Annotated in this window: 12 protein-coding genes; 6 read left to right on the top strand and 6 right to left on the bottom strand. The window is 59.5% G+C overall.

Annotated features, from left to right (window positions below; translation table 11 throughout):
- Nucleotides 1–151: 151 nt before the first annotated feature.
- Nucleotides 152–1,621, bottom strand: coding sequence for an oligosaccharide flippase family protein (locus GCU68_RS20925; RefSeq protein ID WP_152944582.1), 1,470 nt, complete (start codon nucleotides 1,619–1,621; stop codon nucleotides 152–154).
- Between the two features lie 644 nt (nucleotides 1,622–2,265).
- On the opposite strand from GCU68_RS20925, the gene GCU68_RS20920 reads away from it, so the two are divergent.
- Together GCU68_RS20920 and GCU68_RS20915 are read left to right on the top strand one after the other, a co-directional pair.
- The gene (locus tag GCU68_RS20920; protein ID WP_152944581.1) at nucleotides 2,266–3,360 is read left to right on the top strand and encodes a polysaccharide deacetylase family protein; all 1,095 of its coding nucleotides are present in this window, start codon (nucleotides 2,266–2,268) and stop codon (nucleotides 3,358–3,360) included.
- Nucleotides 3,357–4,679 carry a PGF-pre-PGF domain-containing protein gene (locus GCU68_RS20915; protein WP_152944580.1) on the top strand — a complete coding sequence of 441 codons (1,323 nt, stop codon included), beginning with the start codon at nucleotides 3,357–3,359 and terminating at the stop codon, nucleotides 4,677–4,679. Before GCU68_RS20920 ends, GCU68_RS20915 begins: the two co-directional genes overlap by 4 nt.
- Nucleotides 4,680–4,708: 29 nt before the next feature.
- Here GCU68_RS20915 and GCU68_RS20910 read toward each other — a convergent pair whose 3' ends face one another.
- Together GCU68_RS20910 and GCU68_RS20905 are read right to left on the bottom strand one after the other, a co-directional pair.
- Nucleotides 4,709–5,254: a hypothetical protein gene (locus tag GCU68_RS20910; RefSeq protein WP_152944579.1), complete on the bottom strand. Its 546-nt coding sequence runs from the start codon at nucleotides 5,252–5,254 to the stop codon at nucleotides 4,709–4,711.
- A gap of 218 nt (nucleotides 5,255–5,472) precedes the next feature.
- Complete coding sequence (locus GCU68_RS20905; protein WP_152944578.1) at nucleotides 5,473–6,591, bottom strand: DUF354 domain-containing protein; 1,119 nt, start codon at nucleotides 6,589–6,591, stop codon at nucleotides 5,473–5,475.
- A 168-nt stretch (nucleotides 6,592–6,759) separates the two neighbouring features.
- Here GCU68_RS20905 and GCU68_RS20900 point away from each other — a divergent pair, with 168 nt between their 5' ends.
- From GCU68_RS20900 to GCU68_RS20890, 3 genes are all read left to right on the top strand, one after another.
- A complete protein-coding gene (locus GCU68_RS20900; RefSeq protein WP_152944577.1) occupies nucleotides 6,760–8,058 on the top strand; it encodes a prenyltransferase/squalene oxidase repeat-containing protein in 1,299 nt (432 codons plus the stop codon).
- Entirely contained in the window at nucleotides 8,055–9,257 is a 1,203-nt protein-coding gene (locus GCU68_RS20895; RefSeq protein ID WP_152944576.1) for a glycosyltransferase, read from the top strand. The genes GCU68_RS20900 and GCU68_RS20895 overlap by 4 nt, the downstream gene beginning before the upstream one ends.
- A 125-nt stretch (nucleotides 9,258–9,382) precedes the next feature.
- Nucleotides 9,383–10,402 carry a GNAT family N-acetyltransferase gene (locus tag GCU68_RS20890; RefSeq protein ID WP_152944575.1) on the top strand — a complete coding sequence of 340 codons (1,020 nt, stop codon included), beginning with the start codon at nucleotides 9,383–9,385 and terminating at the stop codon, nucleotides 10,400–10,402.
- A 222-nt stretch (nucleotides 10,403–10,624) separates the two neighbouring features.
- Here the strand turns inward: GCU68_RS20890 and GCU68_RS20885 are convergent, their stop codons facing one another.
- The gene (locus tag GCU68_RS20885) at nucleotides 10,625–12,214 is read right to left on the bottom strand and encodes an alkaline phosphatase family protein (RefSeq protein ID WP_152944574.1); all 1,590 of its coding nucleotides are present in this window, start codon (nucleotides 12,212–12,214) and stop codon (nucleotides 10,625–10,627) included.
- A 449-nt stretch (nucleotides 12,215–12,663) separates the two neighbouring features.
- On the opposite strand from GCU68_RS20885, the gene GCU68_RS20880 reads away from it, so the two are divergent.
- Nucleotides 12,664–14,499, top strand: coding sequence for an asparagine synthetase B family protein (locus GCU68_RS20880; protein ID WP_161991535.1), 1,836 nt, complete (start codon nucleotides 12,664–12,666; stop codon nucleotides 14,497–14,499).
- A 201-nt stretch (nucleotides 14,500–14,700) separates the two neighbouring features.
- Here the strand turns inward: GCU68_RS20880 and GCU68_RS20875 are convergent, their stop codons facing one another.
- Together GCU68_RS20875 and GCU68_RS20870 are read right to left on the bottom strand one after the other, a co-directional pair.
- Nucleotides 14,701–16,518 carry a hypothetical protein gene (locus tag GCU68_RS20875; protein WP_152944572.1) on the bottom strand — a complete coding sequence of 606 codons (1,818 nt, stop codon included), beginning with the start codon at nucleotides 16,516–16,518 and terminating at the stop codon, nucleotides 14,701–14,703.
- A gap of 730 nt (nucleotides 16,519–17,248) precedes the next feature.
- Nucleotides 17,249–19,075 (bottom strand): MFS transporter, encoded by a 1,827-nt coding sequence (locus tag GCU68_RS20870; RefSeq protein WP_152944571.1) that lies wholly within the window; start codon nucleotides 19,073–19,075, stop codon nucleotides 17,249–17,251.
- Between the last annotated feature and the right edge of the window lie 210 nt (nucleotides 19,076–19,285).

The following is a 19,285-nucleotide window of genomic DNA, read 5'->3' as shown; positions in this document are numbered from 1 at the left end:
CTGACAGGTTATAATGATGATGAATGAAACGAGGTAACACACATCTCACAGCTGTCGTACGACGCGGTGAGCAGTGACGGTCGGTGGCTACTATAGTTTAGGAAACTGTAGCCGCACGGTCGGATTCACTACAAATAATTCTGTCTCCCACTCACGTCAATAATGCGAAAGTTTCTTTGGGATCGAACAGGCCGCTAGCCGTCGCCAGGATTGCCCAGATTGCGGCACCCAGCAGAATCACACTGGCCAGTGAGACAATACCGGCGATATGTGGAGCAAGCATCATGACGCTCAGCCCCATCACCGATGAGATCGCAGTAGTCCTGATTGCCACCCCTCCCAAGTACGCTACCCGCAGGTCAAGTTCAGAATGGACAATATAGAGATTTGCCATCGTATACACGCTGTAGGTAACCACCGTTGCTACGGCCGCACCGACGACGCCATACACTGGGATAAGAAGAATATTTAGTCCTAGATTGGCGACTGCACTGACTCCCTTCGCGATCGCCCGCATCCGAGCTCGCCCAAGGAAATCGAGTACATCAGTCGTAACAAGCGTGAGCGACTGCACAAGAATAAAGAGACTGAGTACCTGGATCACAGGAACCGCGCCAGCGTACTCCTGCCCGAACACCAGTAATATCATTGGTTCCGCAGTCGCGAAGACACCAATCGTCATAGGGACGTACAAGAGGAGCACGTACTGGACGGTCGATTCGTAGAGTCTAGCGGCACGATCCAGCTTACTGTTTGCTTTATCTTCTCCGAATGTTGGAGAGATGGCGAACCCAATCGACTGTGCAGGTGCCAGTACGAATTCTGAGATTTGCTTACCGAGCGTGTAGAACCCCACAGCTACGGGATTCATGAAGAATCCGATCAGAATGATATCGATCTGCGCGGAGATAGCACCTGCACTTCGCGAGACCGTTAGCGGGATACTGTATTCGAGAATGCGGCGCCGGAGTCCTGGCTCGGGCGCATCGGCGATATTGTACGAGCGATAGTACCGAACGTAAAGGAGACCGAGACCGAGAACAGCGGCGACGGCCGCCCCAACTACGTATCCCAAAAGCGCACCAACGACGCCCCATCCGAGTGTCACGAAGCCGACAACGAGTGCAAGTCGCCCGAGGTTGTTCACGATGTTGATAACGGCACTCAGTTTGAGTGCATTGAAACCTTGAAAAGTCAAAGAGCTGAAAGTTAATAACGATCGGAACGCGAGTAATCCTGCCCCGGCAAGCAATAACAACTCGAGTCCAGGTTCGTCGAGGACAGTCACGACAATATCTCGCGTAAGCACGACCGCCAAAACGGTCCCAGTGATCAACAGAAGCCGATACCGCAACGCAATCGACAGGACGTGGGGGACCTGGCTCGGATCCGATTCCTTGAATTCGGCGATATACCGCGCCGCAGACCCTGCGAGCCCGAGATCGCCGAACAGTTGAACGACACCGATAATCGAAATCGTCAGAAACAGGAGTCCATAGCCGTTTGGATCCAGCAACACGCTGGAAAGGAGGTAAATGAGAAGTCCGTTGGCAGTCATGTTCACGGCGCGGGAGACGAATGTCACCTTCACCCCGTGAACGATTTTCTCAGTGACAGACATTGAATATCAGAACGTGGGCATCAGCAAGAGCAGACGTGAAGCGACCGTCGATAGGTGTACAACGATCACAAGAATGTCGGCGGAAGTGTTGTGTCATCGTGGCATCCGAAATCCACAATTGTATGAAGTTTTGTTATGGGTACTGTTCCATCGATACAGACTCGTTACCGGTCTCCTGTCACACCGAAAATTCCGGAGATGGATCGAAGCTCCGTAGTTATCGATTTCTCGAACTTCTGGCGTTACTCGACAATACAATGACTTACGTCATCGAGACAGCTACAGACCCTGACCTGTGCGTGACTCCAAATCGCCATCCAAACTCTGTCGAATATAGTAGCCATCTTTCGAACAGGGAGCGACGTTGTATCTCTGGACGGTACTGTTCATCGCTGCAGAACAATCGATCCGTTCGTTATGGACATCCAATACGACGGTAATGTCGTCGTTTACTATCCTATTGGTTCCGGTGATAGTAACACTGTAATGAGCGAAACGATCCGGACCGATCGTCTCTTGAGAGACGACAGACGAAATCCACCGGGACCGTTCGCGACGCCGTGGCGACGACGGGCGACGTCACACGGTTCCGCCGTCGAGTACGCTGTAGCTCGTCTGACCGGGATCGCCCGGTGGGTGAGCGAATGAGCAGCGACGCCGACCGGTCGAGTCCAGCGAGTCAGGACTCGAGTCCGGTCGTCGACGGGCGTGGCCGACGGATACGGCTGCCGTCCGGTGACGGATCCGCGGACGGACAGCTCTCGCGTGTCGACGCCCTCCCCGACGACGCCGAGTTCGCGCTCTGTCTGACTCACGACGTCGATCGGCCGTACAAAGGCATTCGGTCGCTGTACTACGCGACACAGGAACGCCCCCGTTATCACCTCCGAACGGCACTGTCGTCGTCGAACCCGTACTGGCAGTTCGGCGAACTCATGCAACTCGAGGACGAGTTAGGCGTTCGATCGGCGTTTTACTTCCTGGACGAGCAGCACCTCCTCGCGGACCGGCCGGTCAGCGAGTGGGTCTCGCCGTCGAACTGGGTGCAACACCTCGGTCGGTACGACATCACCAGCAACGAGATCAGCGCCGTCATCCAGGCGCTCGACGCCGGCGGCTGGGAAGTCGGTCTCCACGGCTCCTATCACTCGCCAACCGATCGGGATCGGTTGCGGGACGAGAAACGCGAACTCGAGGCCGTCCTCGGCGAGTCGGTCACCGGTGGCCGCCAGCACCACCTCCGGCTGAGCGTGCCCGAGACGTGGCACCACCACCGGGAGATCGGCCTCGAGTACGACGCGAGCCTCGGTTCGACGACGGAGTGTGGCTTTCACGGCTGCTATCAGCCGCTCAGACCGTTCGACGACGGGTTTGTCGTCTTCCCGCTGACGATCATGGATCAAGCGCTGCCGGACCCCGGAACGAGCTTCGAGGCTGCCCGTCGAGTCTGCGAGCGACTGCTGACGGAGGCTGCAGCCAACGACGCCGTCATGACGGTGCTCTGGCACCCTCGATACTTCAACGAACAGGAGTTCCCCGGCCACCGCACGCTGTATCGCTGGCTCCTCGAGCGGGCACAGGAACTCGGCGCGTGGATCGGCTCGCCCGGCGCGTTCCGCGAGGCCGTCGACATCGACGGCGCGGACGACACGCAACCGACTGAAACACAGTCAGCTGGTAACTCGGTCGACGGGACGTCACCGACGGCTCCTCGAGCCAACGTGAGGGATCGGCCATGAGGGCGAACGCGCTGGCTGCCGTCGCCGTCGCCGCGCTGCTGGTGGTCGGCGGCATCGGAGGGATCGTACAGCTCTCTGCCGCAAATACGGGGACGAGTGCCGCACAGGCGAGTCTCCAACCGGCAGACAGCTACGTCGTCGAACAGGGTGATTCCTGTCAGCCGATCGAACCGCTGTCGAGCAACGGCACGGTCGAGTCGTTCTACGACTACCGGAATCACGAAACACACTCCGAGGACGAGGATCGAATGTACAGTTCGTACGGCACCCAGCACTTACAGGAAGACGATACGAGTCTGCTCTTCTTGCACGAGGGAACCGACGGAATGAGCCTCGTCATGGTCAACGATCGACTCGAGGGCGACACCGAGGGTGGCGCCGCCACGTTCGATATCGTTGGCCTGCCAGCCGAGGCTGAGTGGGTCGTCCAGGACGATCTCTACGACGGCGAATCGAACATGGCCGAGTGGGACAACGGTGACGGCTGGGCCGCTGCATCCTGGATCTGGAGCGAATCCAGAACTGACGGTGGGGCGATTCAGGGCGGTCTCAACGATCAGTTCGCCGTGACGATTCATCCGGCGTTCAACGAGGACGCAGAACACTACGACAACGAGGACCTGTACGATCCCGAGTTCCACGGCAACGGAACGATCGAAGAGTGGGAGGTCCTCTCCGGCGACGCCGACGATCCTGATCGAACGACGCTCGAGTCGCTCGAGGAGCCAGTAACGATCCGGACCGGAACGTGTGACAGCCCATCGGTCACGTACGACCGAACCGATGACAGCACGACAGCGAGCATCGAAGGCGCGTCGGCTGACGACCAGCTTCCACTGCAATCGACGGCCGGTACGGAAGACGGCGTCACCTTCGAGACGGTCGAACTGACCGGAGTCGAGGGGAGCACCACGGTGACGTTCGAGAACAGCCAGCCCGAGGGGCTTCCGGACTCGCCCGCCGGGGTCGATTCGCTGTCACACCTGACGATAACCGGCGACGCCGTGTCAACAGCCTCGGCGACAGTGACGTTCAGCGTCGACGCGGATCTCCTCGAGGAACAGGGACTCGATCCTGCGGACGTCGCACTCTACGCGGCCGAGGACGGTGAGTGGGTCGAAACCGAGACGACGCTGAGCGACGAATCCGGCACGACGTACCAGTTCACAGCCGAGGTCGACTCGCTCGAGTCCGTCACCGTGGCCCAACAGCAGTCGACGGGGTCCGAATCGTCGATCCCCGGCTTCGAGATCGGCGTCGCCGTCGCGGCGATCGCGTTACTCACCACGCTGTGGGCGGTGCGCAATCGCGAACGCTAAGCGACGAGGCGGCAGCCAATTCGGGACTATTACCCATCATTGACGTACGTTATCGTGTACTGACCGATACCCTCCGGATAGGGGCTGGGAATGATGATAATCGAGTGCGTCCCCGTCACCTGCGCCACGCCCGAGAGGACGAACGGTCCCTGTTGTCCGGTGAAGGAATCGGTGTTGTCGACTTCGACGCTGACGGAATCCAACGTGTATCCCGGTCCGCCATCGATCGAGTCGGCTAAATAAAACGCCAATTGGCCCTGCCCGCCGGTTCGCGACACCTCCGCGCTCAATTGGTCGCCCGCAGTGGCCTCGAACGTGTAGATGTGGCCGACCTCACCGCCGGTAAACTCGCCGTCGACCGTCTCACCCGACTCGAGCTCCCCTGGCCCTTGCAGCAGCGCCGGGTCCTGCTGTGCCAGTCGCTTCTCGTCGGCGCTATCGGCAGTCCCGTCCCGTTCGTTTTGTGCCGTCGCTGCCGACGACAGCGTTCCCACGCCTGCCAGTGTAGTGGTCCCGGCAGTAAGTAGCGATCGTCGATCGATCCGCCCTCGCATCGAATTGCTGTCGTCTCTCATGTCTATCGGGCGTACATCCGGACACAACAAAAACGGCCATTCAGGGCTCGGGTGACCGTCTGCTATCGATTGTGATCACGAGAATCGAATGGTCATCGGCGTCTGAAGACGGCACAACACGATTCGGTCCGATACGTTCGAGAACCGTTCGTAAAAACGGAAGAGACACTCGGTGATCGCTGCCCGAGAACGAAGATAGTGGCTGTTGACCAGTGACGTCAGTCGCCGCCAACACCGACCGACGTCGCCGGCTCGGATTCCGGCGTCTGCCCGAACTGCTCAAGTCGCTCAAGGTCGTCGACGGCACCCAGATTGAGCGCAACGTCGACGATGACGTCGGTGAGATTGACCTTCTCGGCGAGCAAGGCGTTGCGCCGTCGCTGCCACGTCTGGGCAGTATCGTCGGCCTCGAGCAGCGGCACGGCCCGATCGAGGATCGCGTCGGCCGACGCGACGTTGTGAATCAGGCCCCGGTTCTCGAGTTCGACGAAGTTCCCCATGTCGTCGTCGCCGACGAAAGAGTTCGACCGAATCGCCGGCGTGCCGAGCAGCGCTGCTTCGGTAACCATCGTCTGCGTATCGGCAACGAGCAGGTCGGCCTCGGCGAGCGCGTCGTGCATCAACGCGGGGTGGAGGTCGAAGGAGCGAGCCGAAAGTCCCTCGAGGTCGGCGTCGCCGCCCTCGTCAGAGACGAGCACCGTCACGTCGTCGCCGATGCGGTCGACAAGCCGTCGACAGTCCTCGTCCGTGAGCCCCCGTTTCCCGACGTCGTGTTGCGAGCCGAAGGCGTTGAGCCGGAGAAGGGCGTAGGGCTCGTCGGCCTCGAGACCGAGTCGCTCTCGAACCGACGAATCGGACTCGTAGGTTTCCGGGTGGAGGTACGCACACTCTTTGAACCCGGTGAACACGTAGTGGTTCTCGCCCAGATCCTTCCGGAACGTATTCGGTGTGAGGATAGTACGCGCGAAGGGCGTCGAAATCGTGTGATCGAACGACGCAGGCTCGGAATCGATCAACAACACCGTCGGCGTTCGCGTTACCGCGCCGGTATGTGCTGCGTACCCGCCCATGCCGAAGACGAGGTCCGGATCGAATCGTCGAGCGTGCGTGATCGCCCGAGCGTAGTGGGCCGGCAGGCGACTCAACAACGAGCCTTTCGACGTTCCACAGACACCGTAGACCACGTAGGGCAGATCGTACCACTCGAGCAAGTCGACCGTGCAGGTGTAATCTCGAGCGAGAACGAGGACTTCGTGGCCGCGGTCGCGCAGCCGTCGAACCGCGTGTTTGTACAGGTGGACGTGTGCCGGGGTGTTCGTGAAAAACAGGTAGTTCATGCTGAATAGCACCCTCGCATGAGAGACAGGTTTCCTATCAAGTGGGATTGTTATCTAGCTCGTACAGAATGTAACGGCAACCCGGAACGATGACAGTCGATCCCTGTCTCGCAGGCGAGGGCGGTAGCGAGCGTATAATAATGTGAATATGTTCTGAGAATGCGAGCAATGCAGTCGCAAACGTCTCCCGAGTCGGACGGACAGGCCGCGTCATCCTGGTATCCTCGAGATATCGAGCACTACGTTTCGGTTCTCGATTCGACCCTCGCGTACGCCCGTCGTCGGGACTACACAGGTCCGGATTACGGAGACGGAATGAGTAGCCAGCTCCTGCAGGCATTGCCGTTCGAAAATCGCGTGCTCAATCTGGTCGTCCAGGAAGTCGTCAAACGCACGCCGGTCGACGTCAGACCGCTGTTACGCGTCGAGCACCGGCGAAACTACAAGGGAGCGGCGCTGTTCGCGATGGCTAATCTCAACTACTACGACTTCGCGAGTCACCGCGGCGAGGTCGACGACCTCGCGTTCGATCCAGTCGCCGAAGCCGACCGACTCGCCAAATGGCTCCTCGAGAAACAGATCACGGGATACAGCGGCTTCTGTGGCGGTCACCGACACGAAATCCAACACTTCCACACGAAAGGCATGCCGAGCGATCCGGATATCGTCTCGACGGCGTACGCGGTCAAAGCGCTCTTGCGGGCCACGGAGCACGGCCTCGGCGACGAGTACGCCGACATCGCCCGCACGGCGACGGCGTTTCTGGTCGAGGATCTGAACTACCGGGAAGTCGAGGAGGGGGCGAAGATCGACTACCACATGAACCATCCCGAGGACTCCTACACGGTCAACGCGGCCGCACTGGGGGCCGGGATGCTCATCGACCTCTACGAGCACTTCGGCGACGAGGAACTCCACGAGCGGGCGACGAAGATCCTCGATCACATCGCAGCCAACCAGACCGACGTGGGCGGCTGGCCGTACCGGCTGCCCGCATCGGCGTCACACCTCTCGATGGACAGTCACCACAACGGGTTCGTGATCGAGGCGTTCCAGCGCTACCGCGACGTCGTCGATGCGGACCGATACGCCGAGACACTCGCGGACGCGCTCGAGTTCTACCGAACCGACCTGTTCGAACTCGACGGCGCGCCGAACTTCGACGAAGCGAACGCCTATCCACGCGACATCCACGCCAGCACGCAAGGAATGTTAGTTTTCGCGCGCGAGGGCGACCTCGAGTTTGCCGAACGAATCCTTCGGTGGGTGCTCGCGAACCTCCAAGTCGAGGAGGGGCAGTTTTACTACCGGAAGTATCGCCACCACACGAAGCGAGTGACGCTGATGCGGTGGTGTCAGGGGTGGATGTCGTACGCGCTGTCGACGTTCCTGCTGGCGATCCACGATCGAGCAGACGAACAGTCGAGCGTGGAGACTGAACGCGAACGGGTGTCGCTGCGCTCATGAGCCGGCCCGCACCCGGATCGACGGCGACGAACGACGCGACCACTCTCGAGCCAGCATCGACTAGCGACGGTGAGGGGCCGCACTCTCGAGCGACTGCCGACCGAGACCAGCACCAGGGAACACACACCGCGACTGGTACCAGTCCCGAGGAAATGCGCGTCCTCGTCATCACGGGACTGGCACACAAAAACGAGCGCCACTACGGGCCGCTCGCGGACGTTGCCGGCGAGACGACGCTCGTGTGTCTCGATCCGGACACCGACATCGACGGCGCGACCGCCGTGCCGGTGCCGGACGTCGGCCCACGGATCGTTCGGATCGTCCTCCTGTTTTTCCTCGCCCTTTACGAAGGCTATCGCAACGAGTACGACGCGGTCGCGTCGATCTCGCTCGTTCCCTATGGGATCTACGCGCTGCTCCTGAAAGCGCTCTACGGCTATCCGGCCCACCTCGGCATCATCGGTATCGACCTCGACCATCACGCACGAGAGTGGTACGGTGCTGGCCCCCGATGGGCGTTCAGGCAGTTCGACGCGGTTTCCGTCCCCGGAACGGATCACGTCGAGCGCCTCGTCGGGTGTGGCGTCGCTCCGGGCCGCGTCGAGATCCTGACCAATGCGATCGACGTCGAGACCTACCGACCGCCCGCGGACGACGTCGACTCCGACTACGAATTCGTCTGGGTCGGCCGCTTCAGCGAGGAGAAAGATCCGATACGGTTCGTCCACGCGGTCGCCGAACTCGATGCAACCGGCCGGGAGTTCCGGGCAGCGATGGTCGGTGACGGCGCACTTCGAGACGACGTCGTCGCAGAGATCGATCGGCTGGGGGTTAGCGACCGGATCGACCTCGTCGGCTGGGTCGACGATCCACTCACCCACTACCATCGCTCAGACATGTTCGTCCTCACCTCGAGTCGTGACGCGTTGCCGCTGGTGATGCTCGAGGCGATGGCGACTGGGCTCGCGCCCGTGGTGCCGCCGGTCGGGTCGATTCCGGACGTCGTCGACGACGGCCACAACGGCCTCGTCGTCGACGACCGAGAGCCAGCGACGTTCGCGGCCGCGATGGCTCGGTGTCTGGACGAGCCCGACGAGCGCGACGCGCTCGCGGCGAACGCGACCGACGTTCGGGCCTCGTTCTCGCTGGCTCGAGCAGGCGAGGATTGGCGTCGCATTCTGATGACGCTCGAGGCGTGACCAGCCCCAGAAGGTCCGGCGGCCGGTTATGTGTGTCTCGGTTGCCATCGACACGCGGTTACAGCCGCCGTTACACGCGGTAACAACGCGATAACAAAACGAATAGTCACCACACGATGACCCACATGGAGACTGAACGACTGACGCTCGAAGAGTGGGGCGAGGCGTTACCGCGGTCGGGATACGAAGTGTTTCACGATCCGGACGCACTCGCCGTGCTCGACGCCCACGTCGACGCCGAATTGCGACTCTACGGGACGGCCAAGGGCCAACAGATCGTCGGCCTGTTACCGGTGTTCGTCGACGAGAAATCGGTCGGCCGAACGGTGTTCTCGCCGCCGCTCTCGCTCGGCGTCCCTCGGCTGGGCCCGATCATCAACCCCAACAGCCCGAAACGCCGCAAGTGGGAACGAATCAACAGCGAGTTGGCCGACGCGGTCGCCGACGATCTCGAGACCGACAAACGGTCGACGCTGTTCCGGATGACCTGCCCGCTCGAGTATGCCGACCCCCGGCCGTACGGCTGGAACGAGTTCTCGATGGAGCCCGAATTTACGTACGTCGTCGACCTCGAGGATTGTGCCGACCTCGAGGATGCGATGTCGGGATTCAGCAAGAGCCTCCGAAACGAGATGCGCCGCTACGACGAACTCGATCTGACGATCGACACCGAGGGGATCGACACCGCCCTCCGGGTCTACGACGACGTCGTCGACCAGTACGAGGAGTACGACGATACCGCCCCGATGACCCGCCCGTTCCTGCGCGACCTGCTCTCGAGTCTGGACGACGATCGGTGGCGCGTGTACGCGGCCCGAACCCCCGACGGGACGTATAAAAGCGGAATCATCACGCTGGTTTCGCCCGACTTGGCCTACTACTGGCAAGGCGGCGTCACCGCCTCCTACGAACACGTCAGCGTCAACAACCTCCTCCACCGCGCCATCCTTGAGGACATCGTCACCGATCCCGCCCTCGAGTCGGTGACGGGCTACGACCTCGTCGGGGCCAACACCGAACGACTCTGTGAGTACAAAGGAAAGTTCAACGGCGAGTTGCGGCCGTACTACGTCGTGGAGTCGGAGGGGCTCGAGATGACGCTGGCGAAGTCGGCGTATCAGAAGCTCTCAGGTTCGCTAAAGTAACTGTTCTGACCGCAGTTGACCTGACCGTAGCACCGGATCGTCGGCTCGAGTGCTGAAACGAGTTTATTATCGTCGTCGTTTGTAACAGACAATCATAAGTCACCACAGATAACAGCTGAGTAGCGAACAGTCAAAAAGTCGAGAGACACAGCCTCGAGAAGACAGCAGCGGTGATCGAACACTCACAGGCTCAGCCGTGATTACATGTCGATCTCGACGCCATCACTCCATGTAGCCGAGTCCACGAAGCCGATCCTCGACGTCGCCGAAGTCCTCATCGACAGTCTCGTCAGTTGCTGAGCCGGACTGTCTCGCGGACTCGGCCTTGCGGACAGACGGCTCCGCATCCGAGGCGACGATCTCGGTTTGGACCTCGCCGTCAACGTCGTCGGGAATCGCTTCGCCAACGCTGTGAAGCACCGTCGGCGCAACATCGACGACCGACAAGCCGTCGATGGAATCGCGTGCGCGGATATCGGGACCGCGGGCGAAGAACACACCGTGTTTCCGGTGACTGGCCGCTTTGGCACCGGCGGGCGCGAAGACATCCGTATCGATCGTCATCTTCTCCTCGTAGCCGTCTTTGCCGACGACGACCAGATCGGGACTGGCCTCGTCCGTCGGGAAGACGTCGTCGCCGTCGTGTACGTCCAGCGCCCGCTCGCCAGTGTCGGGATCGGTTACGTTCGAAAAGAGCGCCTGCAGGTCTCGTTTGATCGACGGAATGTCGGACGGCGAGACGATTCCCTGGTCGAACCGTTCGGTGTCGTTGATGTAGACGTAGCTCGGTCCATACGCGAACGCGACGGTCTCGGAGAAATCGACGTCATAGAGGCTGTGATCGCCGGGAACCTGCTTTGCGACGCCATCAACGAGTTGCTTCGGGAGATGTTTGGCGAGTCGCTTGTCGTCGATTCCGAGCCGCTGGAACGTCTCGTGGAGCGTCGACTTCGTAATTCCGAGTCGTTCGAGGGAGTTGCGCGTGCCACGCGCCCCTTTTCTGGTGAGATACCCCTCGTTCGCCAACACAGTGTTGAGATGGACGAACTTCGAGATCAAGCCGAAACCGTGATCGGAGACGACGAACAGATTCGCCTCGTGGCGGTCGACGTACTCCAGGACATCGCCGAGGATATCGTCGAGTTGTTTGTAGTGCTCGAGGATGACGTCTTCTTCCCAGATGAGGTGCTGGAGCCGGTCTGGGGCCGTGTAGACGAAAAAGAACAGCCGCCAGTCGTCGATCTCCATGAGTTGGTCCATCAGCGACCGTCGGGCAGCGACGAGCGAGGCGAGATCCTCCGTGAACGCGTCTTTCTCGTCGGCGTAGTCGTACCAATTCAGGCCGATCTGGTACTCCGGAATCCGGCCTGTGAGCTCGTCGACAAACTCGGGCGGATGCGTAAAACGGTAGTTCATTGACGGCGAAATCATGCCAGAAACCATGGTGCCGTCGAGTTCGCTGGCCGGATACGTCATCGGGACGTTCCCGACGGTCGCCGGTGACAGCAACTCCCACAGCGGCGGCCGGTCGAGCGCGGCACTCGTATACATCTCCTGCGTATAATCCGACTCGACGCGTTTGAAGCCGTAGATACCATGTTTGTCCGGCCAGACGCCCGTCGCGATCGACGGCCACGCCAACGGCGTCGTCGGTGGCGTCGTACTCTCGAGCGGGGCACCGACCCCTTCCCCGAGAAGCGTACCGAAATTCGGCAGTTCACCGGCCGCGATCCACTCGTGAATGAGATCCCAGGGGACGCCGTCGATTCCGAGAACAAACGCTCTATCGATGGTATCGGAGTTGAGAGTCATGTGGCGATAGTGTCGTTTGTGTCCAACCTAGTCCGCTCAATTGTTATGTCCGAGTTACCCATTGATCAGCGACGTCTCCGACGTCGCGGCTGAATTCGAGTCGTTTTCCGTTCGCAACAGCATATCGCAATCGCGGAGTCATAGGCGGTTGGTGGGAAACTTTCCGTCCGGTTCTGGAATCCACGTCGAAGCGACGGGAACGGCACATCGATACCGTTCCCCATCAGGTTGAAGATGACAACGTCATTGGAATCGAAGCCACCGACGAGATCAGCAACGACGAGCGAAGCGATATCGATCATCGCGAGCAGTCACTCCCTCGAAGAAAAATTAACAATCAACCATGTCAGAACGCCAGAACGCCAATTGTACCCTACGTTCTAGTAGGCATCAAAATCAGATATTCTAATTCGTGAATAACAAAGCCATATATGAAAGCGTGTATGAATATGCCCGGAGTCAGCATTCAATACGCGCAATCTACGGATCGAGCGGACGGGTTCGACCGAACGCTCGAGGAGTTATGCTATTTCGATAACTATACACGGACGATACATCGACGGGGGCAGCCGTGGACGATCGGCTCCACGAGCTATCCCTCCTATCCGATCGTCGAGTTCGAAACTGACGAGTACTGGATCTGTCTCGAAGGAGAGATTTACGAGACCGGAACCGGCGCCTCGCTTTCCGAAACGCTCGAGGCGATCGTGCCGAAGCTCTTCGAATCAACAGGGACGGAGCCACAGCAGGAACTGCAGACCTGGCTGTCGGAGACCGACGGCGAGTTCGTGCTGTACGCTGTCGAGAAGGCAACTGACACACTCGTGCTTCTCAACGATATCTTTGGCCGACTCCCCGTCTACTATTCGGATACAGAACACGGCCCCGTATTGACCCGCGAAATCGGGTTCTTCTTCGAATCACCGCTTGGAGATCTCGAGTTCGACCGGCACGGAATCGCCCAGTATCTCCTCTTCGGATATATTCTACGAGATCGAACGCTCTGGGAGAACATCAAGACGGTGCCGCCGGGAACGCAGGTGACGGTTCAGTCCGACGGCACCACCTCGTTTCGGTCCGTTGCCGAATTCGATTTCGACACACCTCATCACGCGGACAAATCCCTCGAGGAAAATGCGAGCGCCCTCGCCGAGAAGTTCCGCACGTCCTGTGCCGTTCGAAGCGACGTGAGCCGAAAGAACGTACTCTCACTCAGCGGCGGCCACGACTCCCGGTCGATCGCAGCCGCCTTCCACTCCCTAGACCAGCCGTGCTCCGCGGCGACGTTTCTCAAAACGACGCGAGAGACGAGCGCCGACGCCTCTATCGCACGCGACATCAGTCAAACGCTCGAGTTCGACTGGCAACTGTTCCCCGTCGATCCCGTCAAGACCTCGAACGCGGAGACACTGCTCACGATCAAGCGAGGACTCAATCATCTGGGTCTGTCGTTCTTGATCGACTTCTTCGAGCAGCTGCAAGCCACCTACGGGGCAAACAGCACCTACTACACTGGCGACGGCGGCGATAAAACGCTCCCCGATCTGAGTCCCGCGAAGTCACTGTCCACGCGCGAGGAGTTGGTGTCGTACACGATCGCCAAAAACAGCCTGTTGTCGCTCGACGAGGTTGCGAGTATCACCGGCCTCGAGAAAAGCGAGATCGTCGCCGAGGTGGCTGCGACGCTGGACGCGTACCCAGAGACGAACCTCGAGCGGAAGTACGTCCACTTCCTCACCCACGAGCGCGGCTTTAGCTGGCTGTTCGAGGGCGAGGATCGGAACCGGTACTTCTTCTGGAGTACGTCGCCGTTTTATTCGGTTGAGTTCTTCAGATACGCGATGAACGTGCCGGACGAGCAGAAAGAACACAACCGCTTGTACCGGGAGTTCCTCCGGGAGCTGTGGCCGCAGGCGATCGAATTCGACGACGCCGACTTCGGCACGCCGATGTCCTCGCCCCGGTACAAAGTCGTTCAGTACGGACTCTCGTTTCTCGGCCGACATCCATCGCTCGAGGACGTCGCCCGCGTGATTTACCGCGGCGAGGTCAGTTCGGAGTATCATCCGAATATCGCTCGACTGCTCACCGAGTACACCACCCAGTCACCGGCTCTCGATCAGTATCTGGACGTCGACACGATCCGAACGTTCGCAAACGACACCAGTTCTTGTGGTCAACACCAGATCTACAACCTCCTCACGGTGAGCGCTGCGATCATGCTCGCAGAACAGGAGACGGCATTCGCCAGCCGAGAGTTAGCGCTCGAGGCGGTGCCATCGTAGCAAAACGGCAGACGACAGTGAAAATAGTGGCGGTCGAACCTTCGGAGAGTGTGAAGGGATCACTGTACTGCAAACCAGGGACTGTCAGCAATCAGTGATCGTCGTCGTGTCGGTCAGGTCCGTAGCCCGGACGTTCGACACCGAACGACGCGAATATGTCGAGTGGGATGAAAGCGTGTTACCCGACTCGAGTCCTACCGATCACCGATCGCGAACGTTGTACTGGACGTCGATAGCAGCCCCACCACGGAGGCGGAAGTCCTCGATGTCGCCGTCGAACCAGTAGGCGTCGAGCCAGTTGCCCACTGCACCGCGGACGGCTTTGCCTTCGATAACGTCTTCGTCGTCGATCGAGGCATCCCGATAGGTGGCTTTGACGACGGCACCACTGGCCTCGAAAGCGTAGGTACTCGGCTCGTCGGCATCAGTGCCGTCGATGACGAGTGCGTGAGGGAGTAGCTCGTTGTCGCCGTAGTCGGCCGGATCGATCTGGTCGCCGTCGATCGAGACGGTCGCCTCGCCGTCGATGATCGTGACGTCGGTCAGCGCACCCGAGAAGCGGAACGTCTGGCTGCCGTCGGTGACCGAACTCTGGACAGTCGAGCCGGAAATCGTCGTCGCCTCGCCGTCCGGGTCGGCGCCATCAGCGAGGTCGATCGTCCCTTCGACGGTGATCTCGAAACTCGTCGGCGATCCTTGCCCTTCGATCTCGAGGGCGTGGGGCAGGTCCTCGCCGTAGTCGGCCGGGTCGACCTCGTCATCGTTGACCAGTACCGTTCCAGGCCCGTCGACCGTGAGCTGCTCGAGGTCGCCGCTGAAACGGAAGGCATCCTTCCAGTCTGCGACACTCCCTTGCACGGCAGCACCGTCGATCGTATCTTCGTCGTCGATCGTCGCGCCCTCTTCGTTCGACGGCACGACCTCACCGCCGACTTCGAACTCGTAGCGGGTCACGTCGTCCGAACTCCCGTTAACGAGCAAAACGTTTGGCAACTGGTCGTCCTCATCGTCGCTCGACTGCGCACTTTTCGTGTCACTCGAGGCGCTCGAGTCACTACCACCGCCCGCGGCAGCCTCCTCTGGCGTCGTCGGAACGCCGTCGACGTCTTCGGGGCTGGTGTATCGAGCCGAGCCAGCGAGTTCGCCATCGACGTTGCCGCTGGCGGTATCGCCGTAGACGTTCTCGAGAGTTGCGGTGCCGTCAACCGACCACGAGCCGTTTCCACCGTAGACGTCACTGATGTTGGCACCGGAGAAGTCGCAGTTGCGGTACGTTGGGTTGTTGAAGTAGGCCCAGCCACCGCGGTTACCGCCGACGGACACGCAGTTTTCGACACGAGAGCCGTCAGTACCGACGCGGAACGCCGCCGACGAATGATTCTCCGAGTACGAATTCTCGATGATCACGTCGCCACCCGCGCCGGGGTTCGGATGTTCCGACGGGTTCCCGGGCGAGGAGCCATACACGGCGTTGCTGGGATTGTCGGCATAGTAGAGGTTCCGAACTGTGAGCGTCCCCGCATGCGATGCGGGGACGAAGATGCCGGAGCTACCGTCGGGATAGGTGGTCGCGATGTGGCCGTCGCCAAGGTAGATATTCTCGACGAGCACCGAGCCGTTCGGGTCGGTAGTGTATGCGAGAAACGGCTCTTGGTTCAAAGCACCGTCCCACTCACCGCGGATACCGATGTTGCGGATCGTGCAGTTGTTCCCCTGCGTGTGAATCTGATATTCGGCGCCGCTAGCTGTGATGTCGATGAGTTTGTTCTCCCAGACTTCGCCTTCCTCGAGTTGCTTGGTGAACTTTTCACCAGCACCGACCTCGATGACGTCGTAGTCGCCGTCAGTTTGGCCAGTGACGGTCGTCACTGCGCCGAGGGCGGCCGCGGTGGAAACACCAGCTAGCCCCAAGTAGGATCGTCGATCCAGTAATCCAGGATTACTGTCGGTCGTATCGCTTCTATTAGCCGAATTGTTACTGCTCGAATCGTCATCCAATACCGTCGTGTCGCGTGCCATGTGACCGAAACGGAGTATTATAAGATTATAAGCTTTTCCTATCGTGTAGTACAGATGCTTCCGATACTAATTAGATTTGATATAGAATGTGAAAAATATACTGTAGTTATTATACAATTGTTGTGACTGTATATTCTAGACGACTCTCTCAGAATCCGCTTGTAATATACAATTACTCGGTACTATTGATCCTCGAGAACCAATACAGTAAGAATAATATAGGATTACTACCGACCCGCTGCGGGTAAGACCGTTCATATTGGAATTAAACCGATAGGAAACAATGGAGATGTCGTCTTACAAGGCAACAGCGAGTGGTACGGTTCGAACTAAAAGATGACTCATATATTCGATCAGTGGAAACCAACAGTGGTACTCGTTCGGTCGCGATCGTCACTATTCCGGGAGACACGGTCGTAGCCAACCGTGTCTTCAATCGTACAGTATCAGTCAGTCCTTGGTTGCGATGAACGATCAGGGGAGAGAACATCAGTCGAAGCACCTCGGCGAAGTTTTGTCCGCATCGACGATGGTCTGGCGCCGGAATGCCTCTCGAATCTATCGAGTACGCCAGCACTTGAGGAGCGTACCGGTAGACATCGAACGTCCGCTAGATTCGCCTTAAAATGTCGGTTGTCACCAGTGACGGTGTATCCTCCTATCAGGTTTGACGCGATGTGCGAAAGAGACGCTCTAGTAGGAAGGGACAATTGGTCGCAGTCGACTTGAGTCAGTTACGATTGTCGTTGCCCCGAATCCAGTACAGTTCGAACTCGCCATTGGACTGGACGCGATCCACTCGAGGCTGTGTCGCGATTGAATCAAACTCGGCTTCGGAGTAGCGAAGTTCGCCATACGCGATCGTCTCTCGCTCTCGATCCGCCTGTGTGAGGACGAGGTAGCGATCACCGTCGTACTGTTCGGCAAGTCTCGAGTTGAGCCCTTCCTCCGGTGGCCCTTCGTGAAGGTGCATTCGTTCAGCGTTCCCGTTGATCGCGTCGTCGAAACGGTTCGGTCCATCCCGCAGTCCAATAAACCCGACATCGTCGGCCTGTGTCTCGAACGCAGTTCCATACCCGTCCATCTGCGCGTCGCTAACGTGGGGAGACGCGTTGTAAATGTACGGCGAGGGGAAGATAGCGACGAGCGACAGCGTCAGCAACACGGCGAACCCAGCGGCGAGCAGCGGTCGACTGGTCGACGGCGACTGCTGTCGTCGGTTCGCGTACCGGGTCGAGAGCCCGTAGATCACGAGTGAGCCGAGAATCGTGACGAACACCATCATCAGCCCCATCACCCGGAAGTACATCGTTGCGCCCGACGCGGCGAAATATATCAGGAAGAGCGGGACGAGCGCGACGAGCGCGGTAACGAAGTACGTCGTCTCGGCACGAATACTGGAAACGTACGGAGAGCGTCGAAAGACCACCGCGGCAAGGGCGAGCCCTCCAGCGAGGAGACTGAACATCAGCTGCGGGAAGAACAGCTTGAGAAAGATCTCGAGCAGGCCACCACCGAGCGACGCGAGTGACGTACCTTGTGTCGCGATGGTCTCCTCACCGCCGCTTCCACGCTCGAAGAAGTACTCGATCACGGACTCGAAGAAGTACTCGAGCATGCCGCTGAAAAAGCCATGATTAGCCGTCCAGACGAGGAACAACGCGATGAAAAACAGCGTCACGCTGTACATCGGTGTCTGGCCGGCGATCCGACCGCGACTCCAGAACCGTCTGGCAACGTACTGCACGACGGAGATGCCGATGAAGACGGCAATCAGGTGGGCAACGAGTTGGGGGTGATAGACGACAGTCGCGGTCGCGGTGAGTGCGAAGAGGACGCCGATGGCGGACACCGACGCGGACGTCCGATCGACGCGGAGGTATTTGACGAAGAGATAGAACAGCAGCGCCGAGAACAGCACCGCCTGCGACATCGCGTGTGCCTGCAGATACATCGAAATTGTCGTAATCGGCAACAACAAGAACGCCGAAAAGGCGGCGATAGCGGCGGCCTGCTGGCTCTGTGTGATCGTTCCCACACACAGGGGCACGAAGACACAGAACACGAGCACGGAGATGAGCACGACGAAGAGCAACGATCGAGACAGCGGGATGCCAAGCGCCGAGTTGATGAGCACCGTCACCGTGTGAATCCCGGGATAGAACAGGTCGAACGGGACGATCGTTCCCTCACTGATCGCTCGAGCCCAGCCCAGGTGGGTCAACGCGTCGTGATGGCCGTAAAACCGATAGCCACGGATGATCGGGAGGCCAGCGAAGACGACCATCACGACGCCGCCGAGGACGAGCGCGAGCGCTTGCGTGCCTCGAGTGTGACTCGTCCCCGAAGACGGGACAAAGGCGACGGCAAGCGCAACGGCGAGTGCAACCACCAGTCCCGCCCAGACGAACGGGGACGTCATCGTGTATAGTGAGAGCTCGTACCCGGTTGCAGGGTTGGCGCGGGCGGCGAGTGCACTGCCTGCGATCGCGAGGAATCCGACTACGAGTGCCACCTTTCGAAACAGGTCGTCATCGACGGCTGACTGAGTAGACATTCGAACTGTCGGGACAGTTGCTGATAACAGTCCTTGTTATTCACCGGTTTCCGTACATGTACTGGTAGCAACGGTTGCTATCGAACGCGAGTCGATGGCCGCTGATAGCAGACGAACACACGCGCGCCATAAATCAAACAGCAGCCGGCGACGGTCCGAAAACACCCGCTTGAAGACGAGGTCGCAACGAAGAACCGAAACGAGGTCGAT

It is taken from the genome of Natronorubrum aibiense, from assembly GCF_009392895.1.
GTDB classification, from domain to species: Archaea; Halobacteriota; Halobacteria; order Halobacteriales; family Natrialbaceae; genus Natronorubrum; species Natronorubrum aibiense.
The sequence above is the reverse complement of the archived record's forward strand: the minus strand, read 5'-3'. Positions and strand labels throughout refer to the sequence as shown.

What these genes read in the sequence shown, in the direction of transcription:
- GCU68_RS20875 (WP_152944572.1), bottom strand. Translation starts at nt 16,518, where the DNA reads ATGGCACGCGACACGACGGTATTGGATGACGATTCGAGCAGTAACAAT.
- GCU68_RS20915 (WP_152944580.1), top strand. Translation starts at nt 3,357, where the DNA reads ATGAGGGCGAACGCGCTGGCTGCCGTCGCCGTCGCCGCGCTGCTGGTG.
- GCU68_RS20895 (WP_152944576.1), top strand. Translation starts at nt 8,055, where the DNA reads ATGAGCCGGCCCGCACCCGGATCGACGGCGACGAACGACGCGACCACT.
- GCU68_RS20905 (WP_152944578.1), bottom strand. Translation starts at nt 6,591, where the DNA reads ATGAACTACCTGTTTTTCACGAACACCCCGGCACACGTCCACCTGTAC.
- GCU68_RS20910 (WP_152944579.1), bottom strand. Translation starts at nt 5,254, where the DNA reads ATGAGAGACGACAGCAATTCGATGCGAGGGCGGATCGATCGACGATCG.
- GCU68_RS20890 (WP_152944575.1), top strand. Translation starts at nt 9,383, where the DNA reads ATGGAGACTGAACGACTGACGCTCGAAGAGTGGGGCGAGGCGTTACCG.
- GCU68_RS20870 (WP_152944571.1), bottom strand. Translation starts at nt 19,075, where the DNA reads ATGTCTACTCAGTCAGCCGTCGATGACGACCTGTTTCGAAAGGTGGCA.
- GCU68_RS20880 (WP_161991535.1), top strand. Translation starts at nt 12,664, where the DNA reads ATGCCCGGAGTCAGCATTCAATACGCGCAATCTACGGATCGAGCGGAC.
- GCU68_RS20900 (WP_152944577.1), top strand. Translation starts at nt 6,760, where the DNA reads ATGCAGTCGCAAACGTCTCCCGAGTCGGACGGACAGGCCGCGTCATCC.
- GCU68_RS20920 (WP_152944581.1), top strand. Translation starts at nt 2,266, where the DNA reads ATGAGCAGCGACGCCGACCGGTCGAGTCCAGCGAGTCAGGACTCGAGT.
- GCU68_RS20885 (WP_152944574.1), bottom strand. Translation starts at nt 12,214, where the DNA reads ATGACTCTCAACTCCGATACCATCGATAGAGCGTTTGTTCTCGGAATC.
- GCU68_RS20925 (WP_152944582.1), bottom strand. Translation starts at nt 1,621, where the DNA reads ATGTCTGTCACTGAGAAAATCGTTCACGGGGTGAAGGTGACATTCGTC.